The sequence below is a fragment of the Bradyrhizobium sp. AUGA SZCCT0222 genome (assembly GCF_018130205.1).
Classification (GTDB): domain Bacteria; phylum Pseudomonadota; class Alphaproteobacteria; order Rhizobiales; family Xanthobacteraceae; genus Bradyrhizobium.
Window position 1 is genome coordinate 46,725 of the sequence record NZ_JAFCLX010000012.1, and the last position, 22,708, is coordinate 69,432.

At 63.6% G+C, this 22,708-nt stretch carries 18 protein-coding genes; 12 read left to right on the top strand and 6 right to left on the bottom strand.

The window, feature by feature from the left end:
* Window positions 1–94: 94 nt before the first annotated feature.
* On the bottom strand, window positions 95–1,705 hold the full coding sequence (locus JQ629_RS13060; protein WP_249135017.1) for a flavin-containing monooxygenase: 1,611 nt from the start codon (window positions 1,703–1,705) through the stop codon (window positions 95–97).
* A gap of 196 nt (window positions 1,706–1,901) precedes the next feature.
* On the opposite strand from JQ629_RS13060, the gene JQ629_RS13065 reads away from it, so the two are divergent.
* The 4 genes from JQ629_RS13065 to JQ629_RS13080 all read left to right on the top strand — a co-directional run bounded on the left by JQ629_RS13065 (window position 1,902) and on the right by JQ629_RS13080 (window position 6,379).
* On the top strand, window positions 1,902–3,125 hold the full coding sequence (locus JQ629_RS13065; RefSeq protein ID WP_212413023.1) for a cytochrome P450: 1,224 nt from the start codon (window positions 1,902–1,904) through the stop codon (window positions 3,123–3,125).
* A gap of 91 nt (window positions 3,126–3,216) precedes the next feature.
* Entirely contained in the window at window positions 3,217–4,815 is a 1,599-nt protein-coding gene (locus tag JQ629_RS13070) for a GMC family oxidoreductase (protein ID WP_212413024.1), read from the top strand.
* 7 nt (window positions 4,816–4,822) lie between these two features.
* Window positions 4,823–5,272, top strand: coding sequence for a gluconate 2-dehydrogenase subunit 3 family protein (locus tag JQ629_RS13075; RefSeq protein ID WP_212413025.1), 450 nt, complete (start codon window positions 4,823–4,825; stop codon window positions 5,270–5,272).
* A gap of 81 nt (window positions 5,273–5,353) precedes the next feature.
* Window positions 5,354–6,379, top strand: a complete 1,026-nt coding sequence (locus JQ629_RS13080) for a S1C family serine protease (protein ID WP_212413026.1) — start codon at window positions 5,354–5,356, stop codon at window positions 6,377–6,379.
* A gap of 196 nt (window positions 6,380–6,575) precedes the next feature.
* On the opposite strand, the gene JQ629_RS13085 is transcribed toward JQ629_RS13080, so the two are convergent.
* From JQ629_RS13085 to JQ629_RS13105, 5 genes are all read right to left on the bottom strand, one after another.
* A complete protein-coding gene (locus JQ629_RS13085; protein ID WP_212413027.1) occupies window positions 6,576–7,358 on the bottom strand; it encodes an alpha/beta fold hydrolase in 783 nt (260 codons plus the stop codon).
* A 3-nt stretch (window positions 7,359–7,361) separates the two neighbouring features.
* Window positions 7,362–8,657 (bottom strand): O-acetylhomoserine aminocarboxypropyltransferase, encoded by a 1,296-nt coding sequence (locus JQ629_RS13090; protein ID WP_212413028.1) that lies wholly within the window; start codon window positions 8,655–8,657, stop codon window positions 7,362–7,364.
* A 49-nt stretch (window positions 8,658–8,706) separates the two neighbouring features.
* On the bottom strand, window positions 8,707–10,011 hold the full coding sequence (pncB, locus tag JQ629_RS13095; RefSeq protein WP_212413029.1) for a nicotinate phosphoribosyltransferase: 1,305 nt from the start codon (window positions 10,009–10,011) through the stop codon (window positions 8,707–8,709).
* A gap of 61 nt (window positions 10,012–10,072) precedes the next feature.
* A complete protein-coding gene (locus JQ629_RS13100) occupies window positions 10,073–13,615 on the bottom strand; it encodes a molybdopterin cofactor-binding domain-containing protein (RefSeq protein WP_212413030.1) in 3,543 nt (1,180 codons plus the stop codon).
* On the bottom strand, window positions 13,615–14,097 hold the full coding sequence (locus JQ629_RS13105) for a (2Fe-2S)-binding protein (protein WP_212413031.1): 483 nt from the start codon (window positions 14,095–14,097) through the stop codon (window positions 13,615–13,617). Before JQ629_RS13105 ends, JQ629_RS13100 begins: the two co-directional genes overlap by 1 nt.
* Window positions 14,098–14,404: 307 nt before the next feature.
* Between JQ629_RS13105 and JQ629_RS13110 the strand changes: the two genes are divergently transcribed.
* The 8 genes from JQ629_RS13110 (at window position 14,405) to JQ629_RS13145 (ending at window position 22,696) form a co-directional block, all read left to right on the top strand.
* Entirely contained in the window at window positions 14,405–15,853 is a 1,449-nt protein-coding gene (locus tag JQ629_RS13110) for a 6-hydroxynicotinate reductase (RefSeq protein ID WP_212413032.1), read from the top strand.
* Window positions 15,850–16,758, top strand: a complete 909-nt coding sequence (locus JQ629_RS13115) for a UPF0280 family protein (protein ID WP_212413033.1) — start codon at window positions 15,850–15,852, stop codon at window positions 16,756–16,758. The genes JQ629_RS13110 and JQ629_RS13115 overlap by 4 nt, the downstream gene beginning before the upstream one ends.
* 15 nt (window positions 16,759–16,773) lie before the next feature.
* Complete coding sequence (locus JQ629_RS13120; protein WP_192734881.1) at window positions 16,774–17,358, top strand: amino acid synthesis family protein; 585 nt, start codon at window positions 16,774–16,776, stop codon at window positions 17,356–17,358.
* A 26-nt stretch (window positions 17,359–17,384) separates the two neighbouring features.
* The gene (locus JQ629_RS13125; protein WP_212413034.1) at window positions 17,385–18,590 is read left to right on the top strand and encodes an ABC transporter substrate-binding protein; all 1,206 of its coding nucleotides are present in this window, start codon (window positions 17,385–17,387) and stop codon (window positions 18,588–18,590) included.
* Between the two features lie 230 nt (window positions 18,591–18,820).
* Window positions 18,821–20,719, top strand: coding sequence for an ABC transporter permease (locus JQ629_RS13130; RefSeq protein WP_212413035.1), 1,899 nt, complete (start codon window positions 18,821–18,823; stop codon window positions 20,717–20,719).
* On the top strand, window positions 20,716–21,507 hold the full coding sequence (locus JQ629_RS13135; protein ID WP_212413036.1) for an ABC transporter ATP-binding protein: 792 nt from the start codon (window positions 20,716–20,718) through the stop codon (window positions 21,505–21,507). The genes JQ629_RS13130 and JQ629_RS13135 overlap by 4 nt, the downstream gene beginning before the upstream one ends.
* Window positions 21,504–22,208 (top strand): ABC transporter ATP-binding protein, encoded by a 705-nt coding sequence (locus JQ629_RS13140; RefSeq protein WP_212413037.1) that lies wholly within the window; start codon window positions 21,504–21,506, stop codon window positions 22,206–22,208. The genes JQ629_RS13135 and JQ629_RS13140 overlap by 4 nt, the downstream gene beginning before the upstream one ends.
* Window positions 22,209–22,240: 32 nt before the next feature.
* Window positions 22,241–22,696 carry a MarR family winged helix-turn-helix transcriptional regulator gene (locus JQ629_RS13145; protein ID WP_212034622.1) on the top strand — a complete coding sequence of 152 codons (456 nt, stop codon included), beginning with the start codon at window positions 22,241–22,243 and terminating at the stop codon, window positions 22,694–22,696.
* The last annotated feature ends 12 nt before the right edge of the window (window positions 22,697–22,708 follow it).

The following is a 22,708-nucleotide window of genomic DNA, read 5'->3' on the forward strand; positions in this document are numbered from 1 at the left end:
ATCTATTGTTGAAGCGAGGCCGTCGAACAGCGTGCGAAAAACAACTGGCGCCGCGGCGTATGGGTCCCGGCCTTCGCCGGGACGACATTGAAATCTACCCCAACCTCAATTCATCATACCCCTTCGCGGCCACCTCGTCGCACCGCGCGCGGTAGGCCGGGGCGCTGCCGCTGTAGCGGGCGATGATGCGGGTTTGCTTGCCTTCGACGTTGGAGTTGATGCCGGTCATCCAGGAATCGATCTCGTTGGACAACAGCCCGACGCCGAGCGCCTTGACGTGATCGGTCCATGAATCCACACCGGCGGTGGTCGCTTCCAGTCGTGTCAGATGTTTGTCGTACGCAAAGCGTACCAGCCCGGTCACCCAATCGACGCTGTATTCGATGCTGCGCGGGATGTTGCCGAGCGCGGTGTGCGGCCCCATCAGCATCATCATATTGGGGAATTCGTGGACCATGATGCCGAGATAAGTTTGCGGCCCGTGCTTCCACTTCTCCTTCAGCCGCGCGTCATTGACGCCGCGGAAGTCGATCTTGTCGAAGCTGCCGGTGAGTGCGTCGAACCCGGTCGCATAGATGATGATGTCGAACTCGAATTCCTTCGCGCTGGTCTTGATGCCCGCTTGCGTAATCCGCTCGATCGGTGTCTCCTTGATGTCGACCAGCTCGACATTGTCCTGGTTGTAGACCTCGAAATAAAACGTCTCCAGCGGCAGCCGCCGTGTGCCGAATCCATGGTTCTTCGGAATCAGCTTCTCGGCGACCTCAGGGTTTTTCACCCGCTGGCGGATTTTCCGCGCGACGAAATCGCTGATTGTCGCATTCGCCTTGCGGTCGATCAGGATGTCCTTGAAATTCCCCTGCCAGATCCCAAAACCGCGCTCGCCATAGAGCCGCTCATAGTTGGCTTCGCGCTCCTCGTCGGACACCTCGAACGCGCCGCGCGTATCAGGCGTGTGGACGAAGCAGGCAAACGTCTCCTGGCAGCGGGCAAATATCTCGGGATAGCCGGCCTTGATTTTCTTCTGCGTCTCGGCGTCGATCTTGCCGTTGTGCAGCGGCGCCGCCCAATTCGCCGTTCGCTGGAACACCGTCAGGTGTCCGACCTCTTTGGCGATGGTCTGAATGGTCTGGATGCCGGTTGCGCCGGTGCCGATGACAGCGACGCGCTTGCCGGTGAAATCCACCGGCTCCTTGGGCCAGCGCGCCGTGTGGAACGATGCGCCCTTGAAGTCGCCGAGACCCTCGATTCGCGGCAGCGTAGGTGTCGAGAGCGGCCCGATCGCCGTAATCAGGAAGCGGGAGTTAAACCGGCTGCCGTCTTCCAGCGTGATCGTCCAGCTCCGGCTTTCTTCCTCGTAATGGGCGGCCTTGACGCGGCTTTCGAACTGGATGTCCCGGCGCAGATCGAACTTGTCGGCGACATAGTTGCAGTAGCGCAATGTTTCCGGCTGGCCTGCAAAATGCTCGGACCAGTCCCACTCCTGCAGCAACTCCTTGGAGAAGGAATAACCATAGGAATAACTCTCGGAATCGAAGCGTGCTCCGGGATAACGGTTCCAGTACCAGGTACCGCCGACATCGGTGCCCGCCTCGAATACTTGCACGCGCAAGCCCAGTTCGCGCAGCCGGTAGAGTTGGTACATGCCGGAAAGGCCGGCGCCGATGATGATGACGTCAAGATCCGGAATCGGCGTTGCTCCCAAGTCTGTTCTTAATGCATGTCCTTGGCACCAAAACTATCCGTTCTTGCGCCGGTGGACAAACCCCGCCTGGACGCGTGGCAGGGTTGCAGGTTTGCCGCCGGGCTGCCTCTCGCGCCTTTACTCATGGCCATGTCTGCCTCTATCGTCGAAGGCAGGAGCGCCCGGCAAGCGGCGACGGAAACAGGGGAGGGACACGATGGCCCAGGCGCTGCGCAAGCTGGCCTCGATCGACGTCAGCGATCCCCATTTGTACCAGGACGACAATTGGCGGCCGCTGTTCGCGCAGCTGCGCCGCGATGATCCCGTGCATTATTGCGAGGCCTCACCGTTCGGGCCGTATTGGTCGGTAACGCGCTACGACGACATATTTGCCGTCGAACTCGACCACGAGAATTATTCGTCGAGCTCGGAACTCGGCGGTATCCAGATCACCGATCAGCCCCTCGGCCAGGAGTTTGCAAACTTTATCCGCATGGATCCGCCGGGCCATACCGCGCATCGCCGCACCGTTGCTCCCATCGTGGCGCCGTCGAACCTCGCCAACCTTGAGGCGCTGATCCGCAAGCGGACCTCGGACGTGCTGGATGCGCTGCCGCGCCGCGAGACGTTTGACTGGGTGGCGCGGGTCTCGACCGATCTCACCAACATGATGCTGGCGACGCTGTTCGATTTTCCCTGGGAGGACCGCGAGAGGCTGACCTGGTGGTCCGATGTTGCGATCGCCAATGTCGAAGCGCCGGATGCTGTCGTGCATTCGGCGGAGGAGCGCATCGCCGAACTCACCAAAATGGGAGAATATTTTCGCAAATTATGGGATGCCCGCGCCAACGCAGCACCAACCTTCGATTTGATCTCGATGCTGGCGCACTCGCCGGCGACCCAAAATCTGCAGGCACGCGAATTCATCGGGACGATTGCGCTTCTGATCGTCGGCGGCAACGACACCACGCGCAATTCCATGACCGGCGGGCTGATGGCGCTGGTCGAAAACCCCGAGCAGTTCGAATTGGTGCGCAGCCGGCGCGAATTGATTCCCAACCTCGTCTCTGAATCCATCCGCTACCACACGCCGGTACTGCATATGCGCCGCACCGCGCGCAACGATGTGGAGTTGGCCGGCCGCCAAATTGCAAAAGGCGACAAGGTGGTGATGTGGTACATCTCCGGCAATCGCGACGAGGAAAAGATCGATCGCCCCGACGAATTCATTGTCGACCGCGCCAAACCCCGGCAGCATCTCGCCTTCGGCGCCGGCATCCACCGCTGCGTCGGCGACCGGCTCGCCGAACAGCAAATCCGCATTCTTTGGGAGGAAGTGTTGCAACGGGATCTCAGGTTCGAAATCACAGGGCCGCCGCAGCGGCTCTATTCGAATTTCATCCGCGGCGTTCGTTCGCTGCCGGTAAGGATTGTGAATTGAACTCGTCATTCCGGGGCGATGCGAAGCATCGAACCTGGAATCTCGAGATTCCGGGTTCGCTTCGCGCCCCGGAATGACAAGAGGAAATGGAATGAACGATCCCGTTGACGTCCTGATCATTGGCGCCGGTGCCTCCGGCGCCGCTGTCGCCTGGAGCTTGGCCGATACCAAGATGCACATTCTCTGCCTCGACCAGGGCGGCTGGATGAATTCTTCGGACTATCCGAGCACCGGGCGTGACTGGGAGGCGAAGTTTTATGGCGACTGGTCGACCAGCCCGAACATTCGCGGCCGGCCCGAGGACTACCCGATCAATGACGACAACTCGCCGATCAAGGTGGTGAATTTCAACGGCGTCGGCGGCTCGACGGTGATGTACACCGCGCACTGGCCGCGGCTGCATCCGTCCGATTTCAAGGTGAAGACACTCGACGGCGTCGCCGACGACTGGCCGATCGATTACGACGCGCTGACCCCATTCTTCGAAGAGAACGACCGCATGATGGGCGTGTCGGGGCTATCAGGCGATCCGCGTTCGCCGCTGACGCACCCGCCGATGCCGCCGCAGCCGCTCGGGCTCTCCGGCCCGCTGATCGGCAAGGCCATGAACAAGCTTGGCTGGCACTGGTGGCCGTCGGATACCACGGTCGCGACGATGGACTACGAGGGCAGGGCGCGCTGCATCAATCTCGGCCATTGCACGCCGGCCTGCGCGCAAGGCGCAAAAGCGTCCACCGACATCACTTATTGGCCGCACGCGATCCGTGCCGGCGTCGAACTCAAGACCCATTGCCGGGTGCGCGAGATCCTGACCAACGAGCAGGGCATGGCCTCGGGCGTCGTCTACTACGACAAGGATGGCGTCGAGCAATTCCAGCCGGCCGAGGTTGTGATCATCGCCTGCAACGGCGTCGGCACGCCGCGGCTGCTCTTGAATTCGGTCTCCGGCCGTTTTCCGAATGGCCTCGCCAATTCGTCCGGCCTGGTCGGCAAGAACCTGATGTTCCATCCCTATGCGCAAATCTACGGATTCGTGAAGGAGCCGACCGACAGCAACCGCGCGCCGCCGACCTGCCTCTGGAGCAAGGAGTTTTACGACACAGACCTCTCGCGCGGCTTCGTGCGCGGCTACGGCATCCAGTTCGGCCGCGGCGCAGGGCCGGTGTTCGAAGCCGTCGCGAGCGAGCAGAAGGGCATTCTGCCGTGGGGCGCGGATCACCATCGCGTCTTCCGCAAGCTCAACGGCCATCGGCTCGGGGTCTCGGCGATTTGCGAGGATCTGCCCGAGGAACATAACCGCGTCACGCTCGATCCCGTGCTGAAAGACAGCCACGGCATTCCTGCACCGAAAATCGATTACACGATCAGCGAGAACAGCCGGAAGATGATGGCGCACGGACTGGCGCGGGGTAAGGAAATTCTCGAAGCCGCGGGTGCCACCGACCTCTGCATCAACGACCCGATTCCATGGGGCGGCTGGCATCTGCTTGGCACGGCGCGGATGGGGACTGATCCGGCGCGCTCCGTGGTCAATGAATGGGGCCGGTCGCATGACGTGAAGAATCTCTTCATCGTCGACGGCAGTGTGTTCGTGACCTCAGGCGGCGTGAACCCGACCTCGACCATCCAGGCGATCGCGCTCTACGTCGCCGACCAGATGAAGCAACGTCTAGCCAATCTCTTCGACTGAGGCCGCCATGTCCGTATCAAATGAACTGACCTCAGCCCAGCGCGACGATCTGCGCATCGTCGCTGCGATGATCATCCCCGCCAGCGACGAGTACAAGGTACCCGGCGCCGACGACCCCGCGATCCAGGCCGACATGCTGGCGACGCTCGGGCGTGACACGGCGCTGGTACGAGAGGCGCTCGACCACCTTGCGCGCCTGGCCGGCAAGCCGCTCGCCGACCTCGACACGGCGCGGCGCGATGCGGTGGCGCAGGAGTTCCGCGCATCGGGTGGTGCTGCCGCCGCAACCCTCGTTCGCGTCGTGCTGCAATGCTACTACCGCGACGATCGCGTGCTGCGGTCGCTCGGGCTGGAGCTCCGCGCGCCGTTCCCGCAAGGCTATACGCTGGAACAGGGCGACTGGTCGCTGCTCGATCCGGTCAAGGCGAAGCCGCCGAACTTGCGGCGGGCCACGTAAGCTCAGGGCAGGTTTGCGCGGAGGTTGAGGCTCTTGCGGCAAGGTAATCCCGTAACCATCTGACGGGCGAAGGAATTCGCCATGTTGGATTTTACCCCAGATAACGCCGATGACGCTCCGTCATTGCGCGCGACCGAACACGCCCTTGATAACGACCATGCCCTGCTGGATGCCTATTCCAACGCCGTGATCGGCGTGACCGAGCGCGTCGGCCCCGCCGTCGTTCGCGTCGAAACCGGCCCCAAAGTGCGCACGGCGCGGGAGCGCGGCGGCCTCGGGTCGGGCATCGTGATCTCGCCGGATGGCCTGGTGCTGACCAACAGCCACGTGGTCGGATCGTCGAAAGAAATCCGGTTGCGGGATACCGAAGGTTTTGTCACCGACGCGCATGTGCTCGGCGTCGATCCCGACACCGATCTCGCTTTGCTGCGCGCCGACGGCGCGCGCGATTTGCCTTATGCTTCGCTCGGCAACTCCAAAAGCCTACGACGCGGCCAGCTCGTGGTTGCAATCGGCAATCCCCTGGGGTTTGAGTCGACGGTGACCGCGGGTGTGGTATCGGCGCTGGGACGTTCGATCCGCTCGGTGAGCGGGAGGACCATCGAGGACGTGATCCAGACCGACGCTGCGCTGAATCCCGGCAATTCCGGCGGGCCACTGGTGTCGTCGGCGGCGGAGGTGATCGGGATCAACACTGCGATCATTCAGGGCGCGCAAGGCATCTGCTTTGCGGTCGCCAGTAACACCGCGCAGTTCGTGCTGTCGGAGATCATCCGCCACGGCTATGTGCGCCGCGCCTATATCGGCGTGTCCGGCCAGACCGCACCGATCCCGCGGCGGCACGCGGTGGTGGCCGGCGTTGACAACACAATGGGTGCGCTATTGGCGCAGATCGAGGCTGACAGCCCTGCGGCGCAGGCCGGTCTGTTGCCGGGTGATGTCGTAATCAAACTGGACGGCATCGAGATCAACGGCGTCGACGACCTGATCCGCGCACTCGACCGCGACCGCATCGATCGCAAGCTGGAAATGGACGTGCTCCGCATGGGCAGGTTGCGGGCGGTGGATATTCATCCGGTGGAGCGCAAGCGCGCGGCGCGGCAGTAAATAATGCATCAGCGGACACTGCTTTCCCCTCTCCCCTTGTGGGAGAGGGTGGACGCAACGCGTAGCGTTGCGGACGGGTGAGGGGTTCTCTCCTCACGGCAAGATCCGTGATGAGGATAGAGACCCCTCATCCGGCGCTTCGCGCCACCTTCTCCCACAAGGGGAGAAGGGAGAAGCGACCGTCGTCTTGGCTATCTCACTCCCGCAGCGCCGCCAGCAATTCATCCGGCGCTTCGACCATCATCATGTGGCCGGCGCCCGGCAACACCACGACGCGCGCGTTGGGCGTTGCCGCCGCCAGCGTCTTGCCGGCCTTTGCCGGGGTCATCATATCGCGCTCGCCGAGGATAAACGTCGCTGGCACCTTGACCGCCGCAGCTGCCGCGAGCGCGCCCTCGTACGAATTGCAGGCGTTGAGATCGTTGTAGAGCACGCCCGGACGGGTCTGCTGCAGCACGCGCTGCGCGCCCTGATGCATCCATAATCCCGGCGCGAGGCTGCCGCCAAGTTCGGCCTTGAAACCGAGACCCCAGATCGAGACCATGTCGATCGCATCGGGATTGTTGAACTCCGCGGCCTTGAGCAGATCAGGCCCGACGGTCATCGTTGCCGCCGTCCCGATCAGGCTCAGGCCAGAAACCTTGTCCGGATGTCGCGCCGAGGTTTCCAGCGCGATTAGCGACCCCATGGAATGCCCGACCAGTTTTGCCTTGGGCGCGCCGGCCGCATCCAGCAGTGCCGCGGTCCAGTCGGCCATGTCTGATATCGTCGGCAACGCGTTGCCCGACGAGCGGCCATGGCCCGGCAGATCCGGCGCCAATACCGAGTAGCCATGATGGGCGAACCACCGGCTGTGCAGCGCCCAGGTCGAATGATCGAAACCCGCGCCGTGCAGCATCACCACCGCGGGCAACGACGGATCGAACGGACGCCCGCCGGTGGCAACGAAAATATCGGATCCTTTGACTGACAGTTGCATGGCTCACACCTTCTGCGATGCGCGAAGCGCCTGGCCGAGATCGTCGATGATATCAGCCGCGGCTTCAATGCCGACCGATAGCCGCACCAGCTCCTCGCCGACGCCGGCGGCCTTGAGTTGCGCCGCATCCATCTGTTGATGCGTGGTGCTGGCGGGATGGATCACCAGCGTCTTGGCGTCGCCGACATTGGCGAGGTGGCTGACCATGCGCAGCGTCTCGATGAATTTCTTGCCTGCGGGCCTGCCGCCCTTGATGCCGAAGCTGACGATCGAACCGGCGCCCTTCGGCAGCAGCCGCAGCGCCAATTGATGGTCGGGGTGATTTTCCAGCGCGGGATGCAGCACCCACTCGACCGCCTTGTTGGCCTTCAGGAATTCCAGCACCGCGAGCGTATTGCTCATATGCCGTTCCATGCGAACGCCCAGCGTCTCGACGCCCTGCAGCAGCTGGAACGCATTGGTTGGCGACAGGCACGCACCGAAATCGCGCAAGCCCTCGGTTCGGGCGCGCATGATGAAGGCGGCCTGGCCGAACTGCTCGTCGAAGACGATGCCGTGATAACCGGCGTAGGGCTCGGTCAGGACCGGGAACTTTCCGGAATCGTGCCAATCGAAATGGCCGCCATCGACGATGACGCCGCCGATTGCGATGCCGTGGCCGCCGATCCATTTGGTCGCCGAGTTCATCACGATGTCGGCGCCGAGTTCGATCGGCCTGCTGAGGAACGGCGTCGCAAAGGTGTTGTCGATCAACAGCGGAATTTTGGCGTCATGGGCGATCTCCGCGACCGCCGGAATATCCAGCACTTCGAGGCCGGGATTGCCGATGGTCTCGCCGATGACAAGCTTTGTGTTCGGCTTGATGGCGTCGCGGAACTCGTCGAGCGCACGCGGTTTCACGAATGTCGTCGTGATGCCGAAGCGCGGCAGGGTGTGCGCGAGCAGATTGATGGTGCCGCCATAGAGCGAGGAGGACGCCACGATATGGTCGCCGGCATTGAGCAATGTGGCGATCGCCAGATGCAGCGCCGCCATGCCGCTCGCGGTGCAGATCGCACCGACGCCGGCTTCCAGCGCGGCAAGCCGCTCTTCGAGCACCGCGGTCGTCGGATTGGAAATGCGCGTATAGATATGTCCGGCGCGTTCGAGGTTGAACAACGCGGCGGCATGGTCGGAATCCTGGAACACGTAGGACGTGGTCTGATAGATCGGCACCGCGCGGGCGCCGGTGACGGGATCCGGGCGCTGGCCGGCATGCAGGCTCAGGGTTTCAAAGGCAGGCGGCTTGGGTGCGGGCATGCGGGCCTCGTCAAATCGTTTGGGTAGCCAGGGATTGCGTGTTGCCGGTTCAGACGTGCACGGCGGCGCGGACGCGGCCGGCATTTCCGAATACGCGTATGTATCGCTCGACTTCGGACGGCGAGCCTGTCGCCTTTTCCGGATTGTCCGACAGTTTGACGGCCGGCCGTCCATCCACTGACGTTACCTTGCAGACGATCGAGATCGGATCGAGATCGGCCGATCCATCCGGCGCGCAGCCGACGAAATCATTGGTGAGGTTGGTGCCCCAGCCGAAGCTGACACGGACCCGTCCGGTAAAATGGCGATAGGTCTCTTCGATCGAGCCGACGTCCATGCCGTCGGAGAACACCAGCAGCTTCTCCCGGGGATCACGGCCCTTCTGCTTCCACCACGTGATGATGTCTTCGCCAGCCGCAATCGGCGGCGCGCTGTCGGGGCGAAAGCCGGTCCAGTCGGCGACCCATTCCGGCGCATCGCGCAGGAACGGCTTTGTGCCGAAGGCGTCGGGCAGGGCAATCAGCAAATTGCCGCCATAGGTATGGCGCCATTGATCGAGGATGCGATAGGGCGCCCAGCGCAGTTCCGTATCGTCATTGGCGAGCGCCGCTGCGACCATCGGCAATTCATGCGCATTGGTGCCGATCGCTTCGAGATCATTGTCCATCGCGAGCAGCACGTTGGAGGTGCCGGTGAACGAGGAGCCGAGGCCTTCCTTGACCGCCTCGACGCACCAGCGTTGCCACAGAAAACCGTGACGGCGGCGGGTGCCGAAGTCCGACAAACGCAGGCCTTCCAATTTGCGCAGCCGCTCGACCTTGGTCCAGAGTTTTGCCTTGGCGCGGGCATAGAGCACGTCGAGCGCGAACCGCCCCTGGCCTTTCAGGGCCTGGCGTGAGCGCAGTTCGTTCAGGATCGCGAGCGCCGGGATTTCCCACATCGTGGTGTGGGTCCACGGCCCGTGGAAATGCAGTTCATACTGGCCGTCCACCTTGCGCAGCTCGTATTCGGGCAGGCGGAAATTGGCGAGCCAGTTGATGAACTCCGGGGAGAACATCTGGGTCTTGCCGTAGAACGTATTACCGGCGAGCCAGATCAGTTCCTTCTTGGTGAAGCGGATGGAGCGGGCGTGGTCGAGCTGGGCGCGCAACTCGCCCTCATCGATGATCTCGGCCAGCCGCACATGCTTGCTGCGGTTGATCACCGAAAACGTCACCTGCTGATCCGGGTAGAATTCCCGAATCATCTGCAGCATCAGCAGCTTGTAAAAGTCGGTATCCAGCAGGCTGCGCACGATCGGATCGAGCCGCCAGCCGTGGTTGTAGGTCCGGGATGCAATATCTGTGACTGCCATGCTGGAACTCTATCGCGCCCGCGGCGGCCCAACCAGTGGCTTTTGGCGGCGGCATGGCAGCTCAGCGCGCCATTTCCTGCCGGATTCGCCCAACGGTTGCGTGGATATCGCCCCATCCCGGCCGATCCGGGGCAAATTGTCGCCGCAGGTAGGCGGCCAGCTCCGCAACCTGGCCGTCGGTCAGGCTGTCCTTGAAGGCGGGCATATAACCGAGGTCGCTGGTCACGGGGGCTTTGATGCCGTGCAGGATCACCTGGATCAGATTGTCGGGCACGGCGCTGTGCAGATTGCTGTTCAGCGCCAACGACGGCCGGCTGCCAAACAGGGGCGCGCCGCCGACCTCGTGACAGACCGCGCAGGCGCCCTGGTAGATCCGGGCGCCGACACTCGAAGCCGCAACAAGCCTGGTGCTGGTCGCGGCCTCGAGTTTGGCGGCGAGCGCGTCCTGCGCGGGCTTATCGGTAGCGGACTCGTTGAACGAGCCGAGATAGACCGCCATCGCACGGATGTCCTGATCGGGCAGTGCGGCGAGTTCCTTCACGACCGGTGCCATCGGTCCCGCGGCGACACCGTGCAGCCGCGATTCGCCGGTTCGCAAATAGGCGTAGAGTTCATCCTCGCTCCAGGGGATCGGCGCCTGCGACAGCGACGTCAGGGCGGGTGCTTCCCAGCCTTCCGCGAAGCCGCCCGCGAGGTAAGCACTTTGCTTCTCCGCGCCCAGCGCGTTGCGCGGCGAATGGCAGGCGCTGCAATGGCCGAGGCCCTCGACCAGATAGGCGCCGCGATTCCATAAGTCTGATTTGCTCGCATCCGCCTGGAACGGTTTTGGCTGGTGGAATAGCGCATTCCATCCGGCCAGCAGCGGGCGGATGTTGAACGGGAACGCCAGCTTGTTTTCCGGATTTTCCGCGCGCACCGGCGATTGCGCCATCAGGTAAGCGTAGAGCGCCTGCAGGTCGGCATCGGTCGTCTTGGCGAAGTGTGTATAGGGGAACGCCGGATAGAGGTGCCGTCCATCGCGATGAATGCCTTCGCGCATGGATCGCTCGAAGGCGGGATAGGACCATGCGCCGATGCCGGTTTCGACGTCGGGCGTGATGTTGGTGCTGTAGATAATCCCGAACGGCGTTTCCAGCGGCCGGCCGCCGGCATTGAGCACGCCATTGATGCTGGTGTGGCAGACCGCGCAGTTGCCGAGCGCGGCGAGTTGCTGGCCGCGTGCGATGGTCGCCGCCGAATAGACTGACGCATCCGGCCGCGCGATCGGCGCGATCGCGCGCCACGGCAGCACGGCGGCGCCGACGCCGATCACCGCCGCGCATAATGCCGCCGCCGTCGCCAGCACGCCGCGCCGTCCGGCAAACGGGTTTTGCCATTTGCTCAGATCAGGCGCGGGCTGCGGCGCAGGCAATGCCTCCGGCACCACCGGCGCGTAGCCGTGCAATCCCCGCAAAATGCGTTCCGGCGTGAACGGCAATTCGCGAAAGCGCACACCGGTCGCATCATAGATCGCGTTGGCAATGGCAGCAGCGCTCGGCACCGAGGCGGACTCGCCGACGCCGAGCGGCGGCTGATCCTGCCGGGGCAGCATCAGCACGTCGATCTTGGGCACGTCAGGGAATTTGATGATGGGGTAGGCGCCCCATTCGCGTGCCGTGACCTGTGCACGGTCGAACGACACTTCCTCCATCAGCGCGCGGCTGGTCGACTGGATCACGTTGCCGTGGATCTGATGGCGCACCCCTTCCGGGTTGATCATCAGCCCGGAATCCTGGCCCGCGACCACGCGGGTGACGCTGACATCGCCGGTCGCCTTGTTGACCGCGACGTCGGCGATCCATGCCGACCACGCCGCGCCATAGCCCGGGAATTTGCTGTGCACATAGAGCGCATAGGCAAAGCCGCGCCCGCGCACGATGTCGCCCTCGGCTTCAGACTGTCGTACCGGTCGCGGTTTCCAGCCCGCGCGCTCCGCCACCGCATTGACGAGATCGACGGCACGCGCGTCCTTCAGGTAGCGCAGGCGATATTCGATCGGATCGACGCCGGCCTCGGTGGCGAGCTCGTCGATATAGGATTCATGCGCGAAAGTGTTGGGCAGTGCCGAGACGCCGCGGAACCAGGAGGCGCGCACGATCGGCGGCATGTCATGCGCCACCACGCGCATGTGATCGTAATCGTAAGGCGGGATCGCGGTGCGATCGCCCATTTCGAACACGGCGGGCTCCGGCGCGATTCGCCCGGTGAGCAGCAGTGCCAGCGTCGGCGCGCCGTTCGAGGGATAGCGCGTTGAAAAATCATAGGCGGCGGCGCTGCCGTCGGCGTTCAGCCCGCCATTGACGTCCATCAATTGCCCGGTGCCCTTCGGTTCCCAGGCGTGCTCCTGCTCTCGGGTCAATTGCATGCGGACGGGACGTCCGACCGCACGCGACAGCAGTAGCGCGTCGGCGGTGACGTCGTCGGCGCAGTTGCGGCCATAGCAGCCGGCGGCTTCCATCCTGACAACATCGATCTCGGCTTCCGGTCGTTCGATCAGGAGGGCAAGGTCGACGCGCAGGATGTGCGGGTTTTGCGTGCCGGACCACACCCGGATCGCGCCGTGCTGATAATCGGCGACCGCGCAGGACGGACCGATCGAGCCGTGCATCTGATACGGCCAGACGTAAGTCCGCGCCATCGGCTTGGCGGCGGACGCGATGGCGGCATCGACATCGCCCTTGTCGATCAGCGTCCTCGGCGTCGACGGATTGGCGCGCAGCGCCGTTTGGAGATCGTCAAGGTCGGGCAGAACAGGCACCGGCTTCCAGCTCACCTTGAGCTGCGCCGCCGCCTTGATCGCGTTCTCCTCGCGCTCGGCAACCACGCCAATGAAATCGCCGATCCTCACCACGGCCACCAGCCCGGGAATATCGCGTATCGAGGCTTCATCAACCGCGATCAGGCTGGTGCCGACGAACGGGCCGGCATCGATGCCGGCATAGGGCGGCCGAACGACGCGGCCGTGCAGCATGCCGGGCACGCGCATGTCGTGAACGTAAACCAGTTCGCCGGTGGCCTTCGCCGGCAGGTCCACGCGAGGCACCGATTGCCCGACGACGGAATAGGCGCTGACGTCTTTCACCGGAACGTCGTCGGTGAGTTCGAGGCGAATGATATCCTCGGCGATCAATTCGCCATAGCTGACGGTGCGGTTGTCCTTGCCGCGGATCAATCCATCCTCAATCGAGAGATCCTCGATCGGCACCTCCAGCCGTTCCGCCGCACGCGCGACCAAAAATCGTCGAGCCTGCGCCGCGGCCTTGCGCAGCGGCACTGCCGTGATCTGGATGGTTTCGCTGGCAATCGTCGCGCCCTGGTTGGGCACGACAGAGGTGTCGCCGAGCACGACAACGACGCGGGCAAAGGAGACGTCGAGTTCCTCAGCGACGATCTGTCCGAGGGCGGTGCGGATTCCGGTGCCGAGATCGACATGGCCGTTGTAGGCAGTGACCGAGCCATCTGCTGTGATCTTGATGAAGGTCTCGAATGCGCCCGTCTCTGTCGCGCGGACGACCGACAGCGATCCCGGCGCTTCGCTGCTCGCTGGAGTCTCCGGCGTTGCCATCAGTCGCGGGCCTCGACGGCGTGGCCCGCGGCGCGCATCGCGGCGCGGATGATCTCGATATGCGCTCCGCAGCGGCACAAATTGTAGCGCAGCGCTTCCCTTACTTCGGCTTCGGAAGGATGCGCGTTGCGCATCAGCAGCGCTTTGGTGCTGATGATCATGCCGTTCAGGCAGTAGCCGCATTGCGCGGCCTGCTCGCGGATGAAGGCCTCCTGAACCAGATCGGGATGCTCGCGCGAGCCGAGGCCTTCGAGCGTCACAATGTCGCGCCCGGCGCAGCCTTCAATCGGGATCACGCAGGAACGCGCCGCCTCGCCGTCGATCAGCACCGCGCAGGCGCCGCACTCGCCGAGCCCGCAGCCATATTTCGGTCCGTTCAAGGCGAGGTCGTTGCGCAACACATAGAGCAATGCGGTGTCGGGCGCGGCGTCGACATCGCAGCTTTTGCCGTTGACGGTCAGGCGCATCGTGCTCTGCGTCATGCTCTGCGCCTTGATCCCCAAGAAACCCTAAGTCCGGTTGCGCTGCAAAATATCGTGCGGAATGTGTTTCGAAGATACCGTTTGTATACAAACGTGCAAGCCGTGCGTTCCGCGAGCCGACTGCCGCCCACTTTATAAACAACGGCACGAGGCAAATGAGTTTTTATGCGGCAACCGCGCTTTTTCGCTGTTCCGCCCGCTTGACAGGGTTTCCGTCCGCGCGCAACATCGTTCGTATACGAACAATGATCGCTCCCGCGGGAATGCGGGTATGATCGGCGCCTCCCAGCGAGCAGGCTTGTTCACGATGACGGATACAACGACTGCCGGTGGCGACAAGATCCGCTGCGATGCCTGTCCGGTGATGTGCTACATCAAGCCGGGCGCGGCGGGCGCTTGCGATCGCTACGCCAACCACGACGGCGTACTGGTACGCGTCGATCCGCACATCGTGCTGGAACGAACGGTGTCGCATGGCGGAAAGCTGGTGCCGTTCCAGGCCGGCGGCGGCGATTGGGACGGCAAGCTCGTCCGTGAGCCCAATGTATTCGTGACCGCAATCGGCGCCGGCACGACGTACCCCGATTACAAGCCCGCGCCCTTCATCGTGTCTTCGGAGATTGACGGCGTCGACATGGTCACGGTCGTGACCGAAGGCATTTTCAGCTATTGCGGCGTCAAGGTGAAGATCGACACCGATCGCCATCTCGGCCCCGAGACCGCGACCGTCCGCGCGCAGGGCGAGGCGATCGGCCACGTCACGACAGGCGAATATGGCTCGCAGATGCTCTCGCTCGGCGGCGTGCATCATCTGACCGGAGGTTCCAAGAAAGAAGGACGCGTCACCTGCGACGCGCTGATGGACCTCTCCAATTGCAAGCCGGTCGAACTGACGATCGACGGCGGCGCCACCGTGGTGGTGCAGGCCGGCTATCCGCCTGTTGTCAACGGCGTCGCGGAAGAGCGGATGCGGGTCGGCTGCGGCTCGGCGACCATCGGCATGTTCGCCAAGCAATGGCACGGCAAGGTCGATGAGGTCGTGGTAGTTGACGACCACATCACCGGCGTTCTCTCGGAGCATCAGGCCGGCAAGCTGCTCGATATTCCCGATACCGGGATCAAGATGAAGGGGCGGCGCTCGACGCCGGGCCGTTATTTCCAGGTCGCCGAGCCCGGCACGGGCTGGGGCGGCACCAGGATTTCCGATCCCTTGTCGGTGCTGGGCCCGTTCAATCCAAAGGAGGCTCGGCCTGGCCTGACCATGCTGATGGTGTCGACCACCGGCGAGCATGCGGCCTATTACGTGCTCGACGAGGCGCTCAGGCCGGTTGAGACGCAAATGCCGCTCGATCTGAAACTCTCGGTCGAGCGTATCCAGGAAAATTGCGAACCGGCGCTATGCACGGTGTTGTTCATGGGCGGCGCCGGCGGATCGCTGCGCGCCGGGGTCACCGACAATCCGGTGCGGCTGACGCGGTCGGTCAAGGACGCGCTGACACGGGTCACCAGCGGTGGTGCGCCGGTTTATGTCTGGCCTGGCGGCGGTATCACCTTCATGGTCGACGTCACGCAGATGCCGGCGGGCGCCTTCGGCTATGTGCCGACGCCTGCCTTGGTGGCGCCGATCGAATTCACGCTGCGGCTCTCGGACTATGCGGCGCTCGGCGGCCATATGGATTATGTCCGGCCGCTGGCTTCACTCAAGGACAACACCGAGATCCGCCCGATGCCCTACATTCCGGGACGGCACGCATGAAACGCCTCCCGCAAATTGCGCTTCTTCCTGACGGGAAACGGCTGCATTTGCAGGACGGTCCGATCGATCTGATCATCGAGGCCAAGGGGAACGCGGCGGAGGTCCGAGCCGCCCATGATGCTGCAGCGCGGCGCTTTACCGGCTTGCTTGATGAACTCTGCGAGGAATTGGCGACGCTGCGCCAGGCCGCCGATCCGGCGCGGTGTACGCTGCGGGGCGTCGTCGCGCGCCGCATGCATGCGGCGGTCGCTCCGTTTGCGTCAGGTCATTTCATCACGCCGATGGCAGCGGTGGCCGGCTCCGTCGCGGAAGAGATTCTCGGCGCGATGCTGGGCGCGGCGCGTCTCGATCGCGCCTATGTCAATAATGGCGGTGACATCGCGCTGCATCTGACCGGCGGCGAACAATTCAGCGTCGGCCTGATGGACCGGCCGGACCGCCACGGCCTGATGCGCATGATGATCGTCGATGCCGACGATCCGGTCCGGGGCGTCGCGACCAGTGGGCGGCATGGTCGCAGCTTCTCGCTCGGCATCGCCGACGCCGTCACCGTGCTGGCGCGAACGGCCTCAATGGCCGATGCCGCCGCCACCATCATCGCCAATGCCGTCGATTTGCCCGGTCATCCCGCGATTGTCCGCTGCCCGGCCAATGAATTGCAGCCCGACAGCGACCTCGGTCCGCGCCTCGTCACCCGCGACGTCGGGCCGTTGACCGAAGGCGATGTCGAAGCCGCGCTGGAGGCGGGGGCTCTTCGCGCGCAACAATTGTTCGCAGCCGGGTTGATCGAAGGCGCGGCGTTACGCCTGCTTGGCGAAACGCTCGTGGTCGGAACTACTGGTGGCCAGGCGCCTGCGTTGCATGCCCATCACGGAAGCGCGATAGAAAGTGCAGTTCATGCTTGAGCGGGAAAAAGGCCAATGAGCGCCATCATTCGCAAGATCGTCACGGTGGTCGAGGAAACCCATCTGGAGATGGGAAAGACGATCGCGCCGCCGACGCGGCGTGCCGCGGCGATTGCCGTGATCGAAAATCCCTTTGCCGGAAAATATGTCGAAGACCTCTCGCCCCTGATCGCGATCGGCGAGGAACTCGGCGAACTGCTGTCGAAGCGGGCTGTCGCAGCCCTCGGGATCGACGGCGCCAAGGCGCAGAGTTACGGCAAGGCCGCAGCAGTCGGCGAGAACGGCGAACTCGAACACGCGGCCGCGATTTTGCATCCCAAGATGGGCGCGCCGGTGCGCAAGGTCCTGAGCAAGGGCGCGGCGCTGATTCCGTCGTCGAAGAAGCGCAGCGGTCCTGGCACCACGCTGGATATTCCGCTCGGCCACAAGGACGCGGCCTTCGTGCGCAGCCATTTCGACGGCATGGAAGTGCAGATCAACGACGCGCCGCGCGCCAACGAGATCATGGTGGCGGTCGCGGTCACCGACAGCGGCCGACCGCTGCCGCGCGTCGGTGGATTGACGGTTGCTGAAGTCAAAGGCGAAGACGGATTACGATAATTTCTTCAACATTGGAGGGTGAGGGTATGCGACGGAGTTATTTGCTGGGAGCAGGATTGGCGATCGCGGTTGCGGGCATGGCGAATGCCGCCATGGCGCAGAGCGGAGAGATCAAGATCGGCGAGATCAACAGCTATTCGCTGCTGCCCGCCTTCACCGAACCCTACCGCAAGGGCTGGCAGCTCGCGGTTGAGGAAGTCAACGCCGCCGGTGGCATCAACGGCAAGAAGCTCGTCGTCATCTCCAAGGACGATGGCGGCAAGCCGGCCGACGCACAGACCGCGGCCAACGAACTGGTGTCGAGCGAGAACGTCGCGATGCTGACCGGTACGTTCCTGTCCAACATCGGTCTTGCCGTCAGCGATTTTGCAAATCAGAAGAAGGTGTTTTTTCTCGCAGCAGAACCGTTGACCGACGCCATCACCTGGTCGAAGGGCAACCGCTACACGTTCCGCCTGCGTCCTTCCAACTACATGCAGGCGGCGATGCTGGTGGAAGAAGCCGCCAAGCTGCCGGCGAAACGCTGGGCCACGATCGCGCCGAACTATGAATACGGCCAGTCGGCCGTCGCCGTGTTCAAGAAGCTGATGTCGGAGAAGCGCCCCGATATCGTGTGGGTTGACGAGCAGTGGCCGCCGCAGGGCAAGATCGATGCGGGCCCGGTGGTGCAGGCTGTCGCCGCCGCCAATCCCGAGGCGATCCTCAACGTCACCTTCGGTGCGGATCTCGTCAAACTCGTCCGCGAGGGCAACACCCGCGGCCTGTTCAAGGGGCGCTCGGTGGTGTCCTTCCTCACCGGCGAGCCGGAATATCTCGATCCGCTGAAGGACGAAACGCCTGAGGGATGGATCGTCACCGGTTACCCCTGGTACGACATCAAGACGCCTGATCACGACAAGTTCCTGAAAGCCTATCAGGCCAAGTTCAACGACTATCCGCGCCTCGGCTCGATCGTCGGCTACCAGACGATCAAGGCGGCGGCGGCGATCCTTGCCAAAGCCAACTCCACCGATCCGGAAAAGCTGATCGCCGCGACCGAAGGGCTGTCGATGCCGTCACCGTTCGGCGAAATTACCTTCCGCAAGATCGATCACCAGTCGACGCTTGGTGCTTACGTCGGCAAGACCGCGCTGAAGGACGGCAAGGGCGTGATGGTGAACTCGGTCTATCGCAAGGGCACTGATTATCTCCCGAGCGATGCCGAAGTCGAAAAGCTTCGTCCGAAGGATTGATCTTCTTCTCCCTCTCCCCGTTCTTACGGGGAGAGGGGCGGGGTGAGGGGCTCTCTCCGCGAACGAGCATGTGGAGAGTCCCCCTCACCCGAAATCCAAGCTGCGCTTGAATTTCGACCTCTCCCCGCAAGCGGGGAGAGGTTAGCAAGACCTCATCCTGTGGAGGCGCGAAGCGCCGTCTCGAAGGATGAAGCCACCGACCTGACCAACGCGCGAGCAACAGACCGCCCATGGCCTTCTACTTCGTTCAGTTCCTGACCGGTCTCGCCAGCGCGGCGTCGCTGTTTCTGGTCGCATCGGGTCTGTCGATCATCTTCGGCGTGACGCGGATCGTGAATTTCGCCCATGGCGCGTTCTACATGCTCGGCGCCTATGTCGCGTTCACGCTGACCGAGCGCTTCTCCGGCGCGCTCGGGTTCTGGGGCGGCATCGTCGTCGCGGCGCTGATCGTGGCCGTGGTCGGCGTGATCGTCGAGATGGTGCTGTTGCGGCGGATCTATCACGCGCCGGAGCTGTTCCAGCTGCTTGCGACTTTCGGCCTGACCCTGATGGTCGAGGACCTCGTGGTGCTGATCTGGGGGCCCGATGATCTCTTGGGCCGCCGCGCGCCGGGCTTCAAGGGCGCGGTCGATTTTTTCGGCCAGAACATCCCGACCTACGACCTGTTCCTAATCGGGCTTAGTCCGGTCGTGCTTGGCGTCCTATGGCTGCTGTTCCAGCGTACCCGCTGGGGTGTGCTGGTGCGCGCGGCGACGCAGGACCGCGACATGGTCGCAGCCCTCGGTGTCAATCAGAAATGGCTGTTCACCAGCGTGTTCGCGCTCGGGGTCTTTCTCGCCGCGCTGGGCGGTGCGCTGCAGATTCCTCGCGACGCGGTGCATCACGCGCTCGATCTGCGGATCATCGTCGACGTGTTCGTCGTGGTTGTCATCGGCGGGCTCGGCAGCATCATCGGCGCGTTCGTGGCCGCGGTGCTGGTGTCGGAACTCAACGCCTTCGGCATTCTGATCTTCCCGAAGATCTCCATCATCCTGGTGTTTCTGGTGATGGCGGTGGTGCTGATCGTCCGTCCCTGGGGCCTGTTCGGCAAACCGGAAGCCGCCGCGCGTCGCACGCCGGGGCTGACCGTCAATCCCTGGCGGCCGCTGACGTCAAATGAACGGTGGCTGGCGATGGCCGGGCTTGCAGTCGCGGCGATGCTGCCGCTATTCGCCGGCAATTACGCGCTCACCGTCGGTTCGGAAATCGCGATCTTCGTGATTTTTGCCGCCAGCCTGCATTTCCTGATGTCGGTCGGCGGCCTCGCCTCGTTCGGCCACGCCGCCTATTTCGGGCTCGGCGCCTATGGCGTTGCGTTCCTGGCCAAGATGGCGGGCTTGCCGATGATCGTGTCCCTTCTCATCGGCCCGCTGCTCGGTCTGCTCGGCGCAGCCATCTTCGGCTTCTTCGCCGTGCAATTGTCCGGCGTCTATTTCGCGATGCTGACGCTGGCGTTTGCGCAGATCGTCTGGTCGATCGCGTTCCAGTGGGTCACGGTGACCGGCGGCGACAACGGCATTTTGGGCGTCTGGCCGGAGAAATGGGCGGCGGGTCCGGCGAGTTTCTACTGGCTGTCGCTCGGCGTCGCCGCGATCGCGGTGGCCATATTGCGAGTGATCGTGTTCTCGCCGTTCGGTTTCGCGCTACGCGCAACCCGGGATTCACTGCTGCGCAGTGAAGCCATCGGTATCAACGGCAAGCGCGTGCAATGGACCGCCTTCGTGATCGCGGGCACGGTCGCCGGATTTGCCGGCGCGTTGTTCGCCTACCTGAAAGGCAGCGTGTTCCCCGACAGCCTCGGCATCTCGCTGTCGGTCGATGCGCTGGTCATGGTGCTGCTCGGCGGCGTCGAGACCGTCTCCGGCGCCGTGGTCGGCGCCATCGTCTTCAAGGCGCTCAACATCTGGCTGGTGAGCCAGACCGATTTGTCCAAGCTTGTGCTCGGCGGCTTCGTCGTGCTGATCGTGGTGGCCTTCCCCAAGGGCATCGTCGGGGTGCTGGAGACGATCCGCAATCGCCGCAAGTCTTCAACGTCTGAATCATCGTCTAAGTCGTCCTTGGCCACGTCCCGGATCGAGACCGCCGAATGAGCATGATCCCCACATTGCTGTCGGTCGAGAACCTGAGCAAATCCTATGGCGGGGTTCACGCCGTGCGGAGCGTTTCGTTTGCGCTGCGCGCCGGCGAAATCCTGGCGCTGATCGGACCCAATGGCGCAGGCAAGAGCACCTGTTTCGACATGCTCAACGGCCAGAACACCCCCGACAGCGGCCGGATCAATCTGCTCGGCGAAGACACCGTCGGTAAAAAGCCGCGCCAGGTCTGGCGGCTCGGTGTCGGCCGCACGTTCCAGATCACGGCGACGTTCCCGACCATGACCGTGCGCGAGAATGTGCAGGTCGCACTGGTGTCCTACGGCCGGCAATTATTCAATCTCTGGGGCTCGACGGCGCGCTACGCCCGCGAGGAAGCCGGCCGGCTGCTCGACCTCGTCGGCATGGGCGCCTATGCTGGGCGTCCCTGCGGCGAGCTTGCCTATGGCGATCTGAAGCGGCTGGAACTCGCAATCGCGCTCGCCAACCAGCCAAAACTTCTGTTGATGGACGAGCCGACCGCGGGCATGGCGCCGCGCGAGCGCATCGAACTGATGCGGCTCACCGCGCAGATCGCTCGTGAAAAGTCGATCGGCGTGCTCTTCACCGAACACGACATGGACGTGGTGTTCGAGCATGCCGATCGCATTCTCGTACTCAACCGCGGCAGCCTGATCGCCGAGGGCACACCCGAACAGGTCCGCGGCAATCCGCAGGTCCGCGCCATCTATCTCGGCGAGGGACTGGTCTATGATTCGCGCCACCGCGAGGGAGCCGGTGCATGAAGCTCTCGGTGCAAGACCTCAACAGCTATTATGGCCCGGCGCATATCCTGTTCGATATTGCGCTTGAGGTCGGCGAAGGCGAAGTGGTCGCGCTTCTCGGCCGCAACGGCGCCGGCAAGTCCACCACCTTCCGTTCCATCGTGGGTCTGGTCCAGCAGCGCTCCGGCCGTATCCTGTTCGAAGGCAGGGACGTTTCCACCGAGCCGACGCATGCGATCGTGCGCGGCGGGCTCGGCTACGTGCCGGAAGAGCGGCGCATCTTCACGGATCTGACGGTCGAGGAAAATCTCGAGGTCGGCCGTCAGCCCAAGCGTCCCAATGCGCCGCATTGGACCCGCGAAAAGCTGTTCATGCTGTTTCCGAACCTTGGCGAGATGCGCGGGCGTCCTGGAGGGCGCATGAGCGGCGGCGAACAGCAGATGCTGACGATCGCGCGAACGCTGATGGGCAATCCATCCCTGGTGCTGCTGGATGAGCCTTCCGAAGGGCTGTCGCCGAAGATCGTGGAACAGATGGTCGATGCCATCCTGGCCATGAAGAAGGAAGGCGTCAGCATCCTCGTCTCCGAACAGAATTTGCATTTCGCCCGGCTGATCTGTGACCGTGCCTACATTATCGAGCGCGGCAAGATCTGCTATGGCGGCACGATGGCTGAACTCGACGCACGTCCGGACATCCGCGACGCGCATCTGTCGCTGTGACCGGCGGCGGCAAACAAGAAGAGAGAGCGCAGATGGGCAGGAGTGTTTCGGCAAAACGGAGCGTCAAGCCTACGCGGCCGTCCTACATTCTGGACGAGCAGGTCGGCTTCATCCTGCGCCAGGTCTGGCAACGCCATTCGACGATCTTCGCCCGCGAAATCGGCATCAATTTGACGCCGACGCAATGGGCCGCAGTTGCGAAACTGACCGAGACCGGTCCGTGCTCGCAAAATCTCCTGGGCCGACTGACTGCGATGGACGTTGCCACCATCAAGGGGGTGATCGACCGCCTCACGGCGCGCGGCCTGACCGAGACCAGCCCGGATCCGGAGGACGGCCGCCGGCTGCTGGTGAGCCTCACACGGGCGGGGCAGCAGCTCGCCGAAAAGGCCGCGCCCAATGCACTGGCGATCACCCGGGAAACGCTGGCGCCGCTCGACGCCAAGGAGCGCGAGACGCTGATGGCGCTGCTGGACAAGTTGCGCTGACGCGGACGCGTG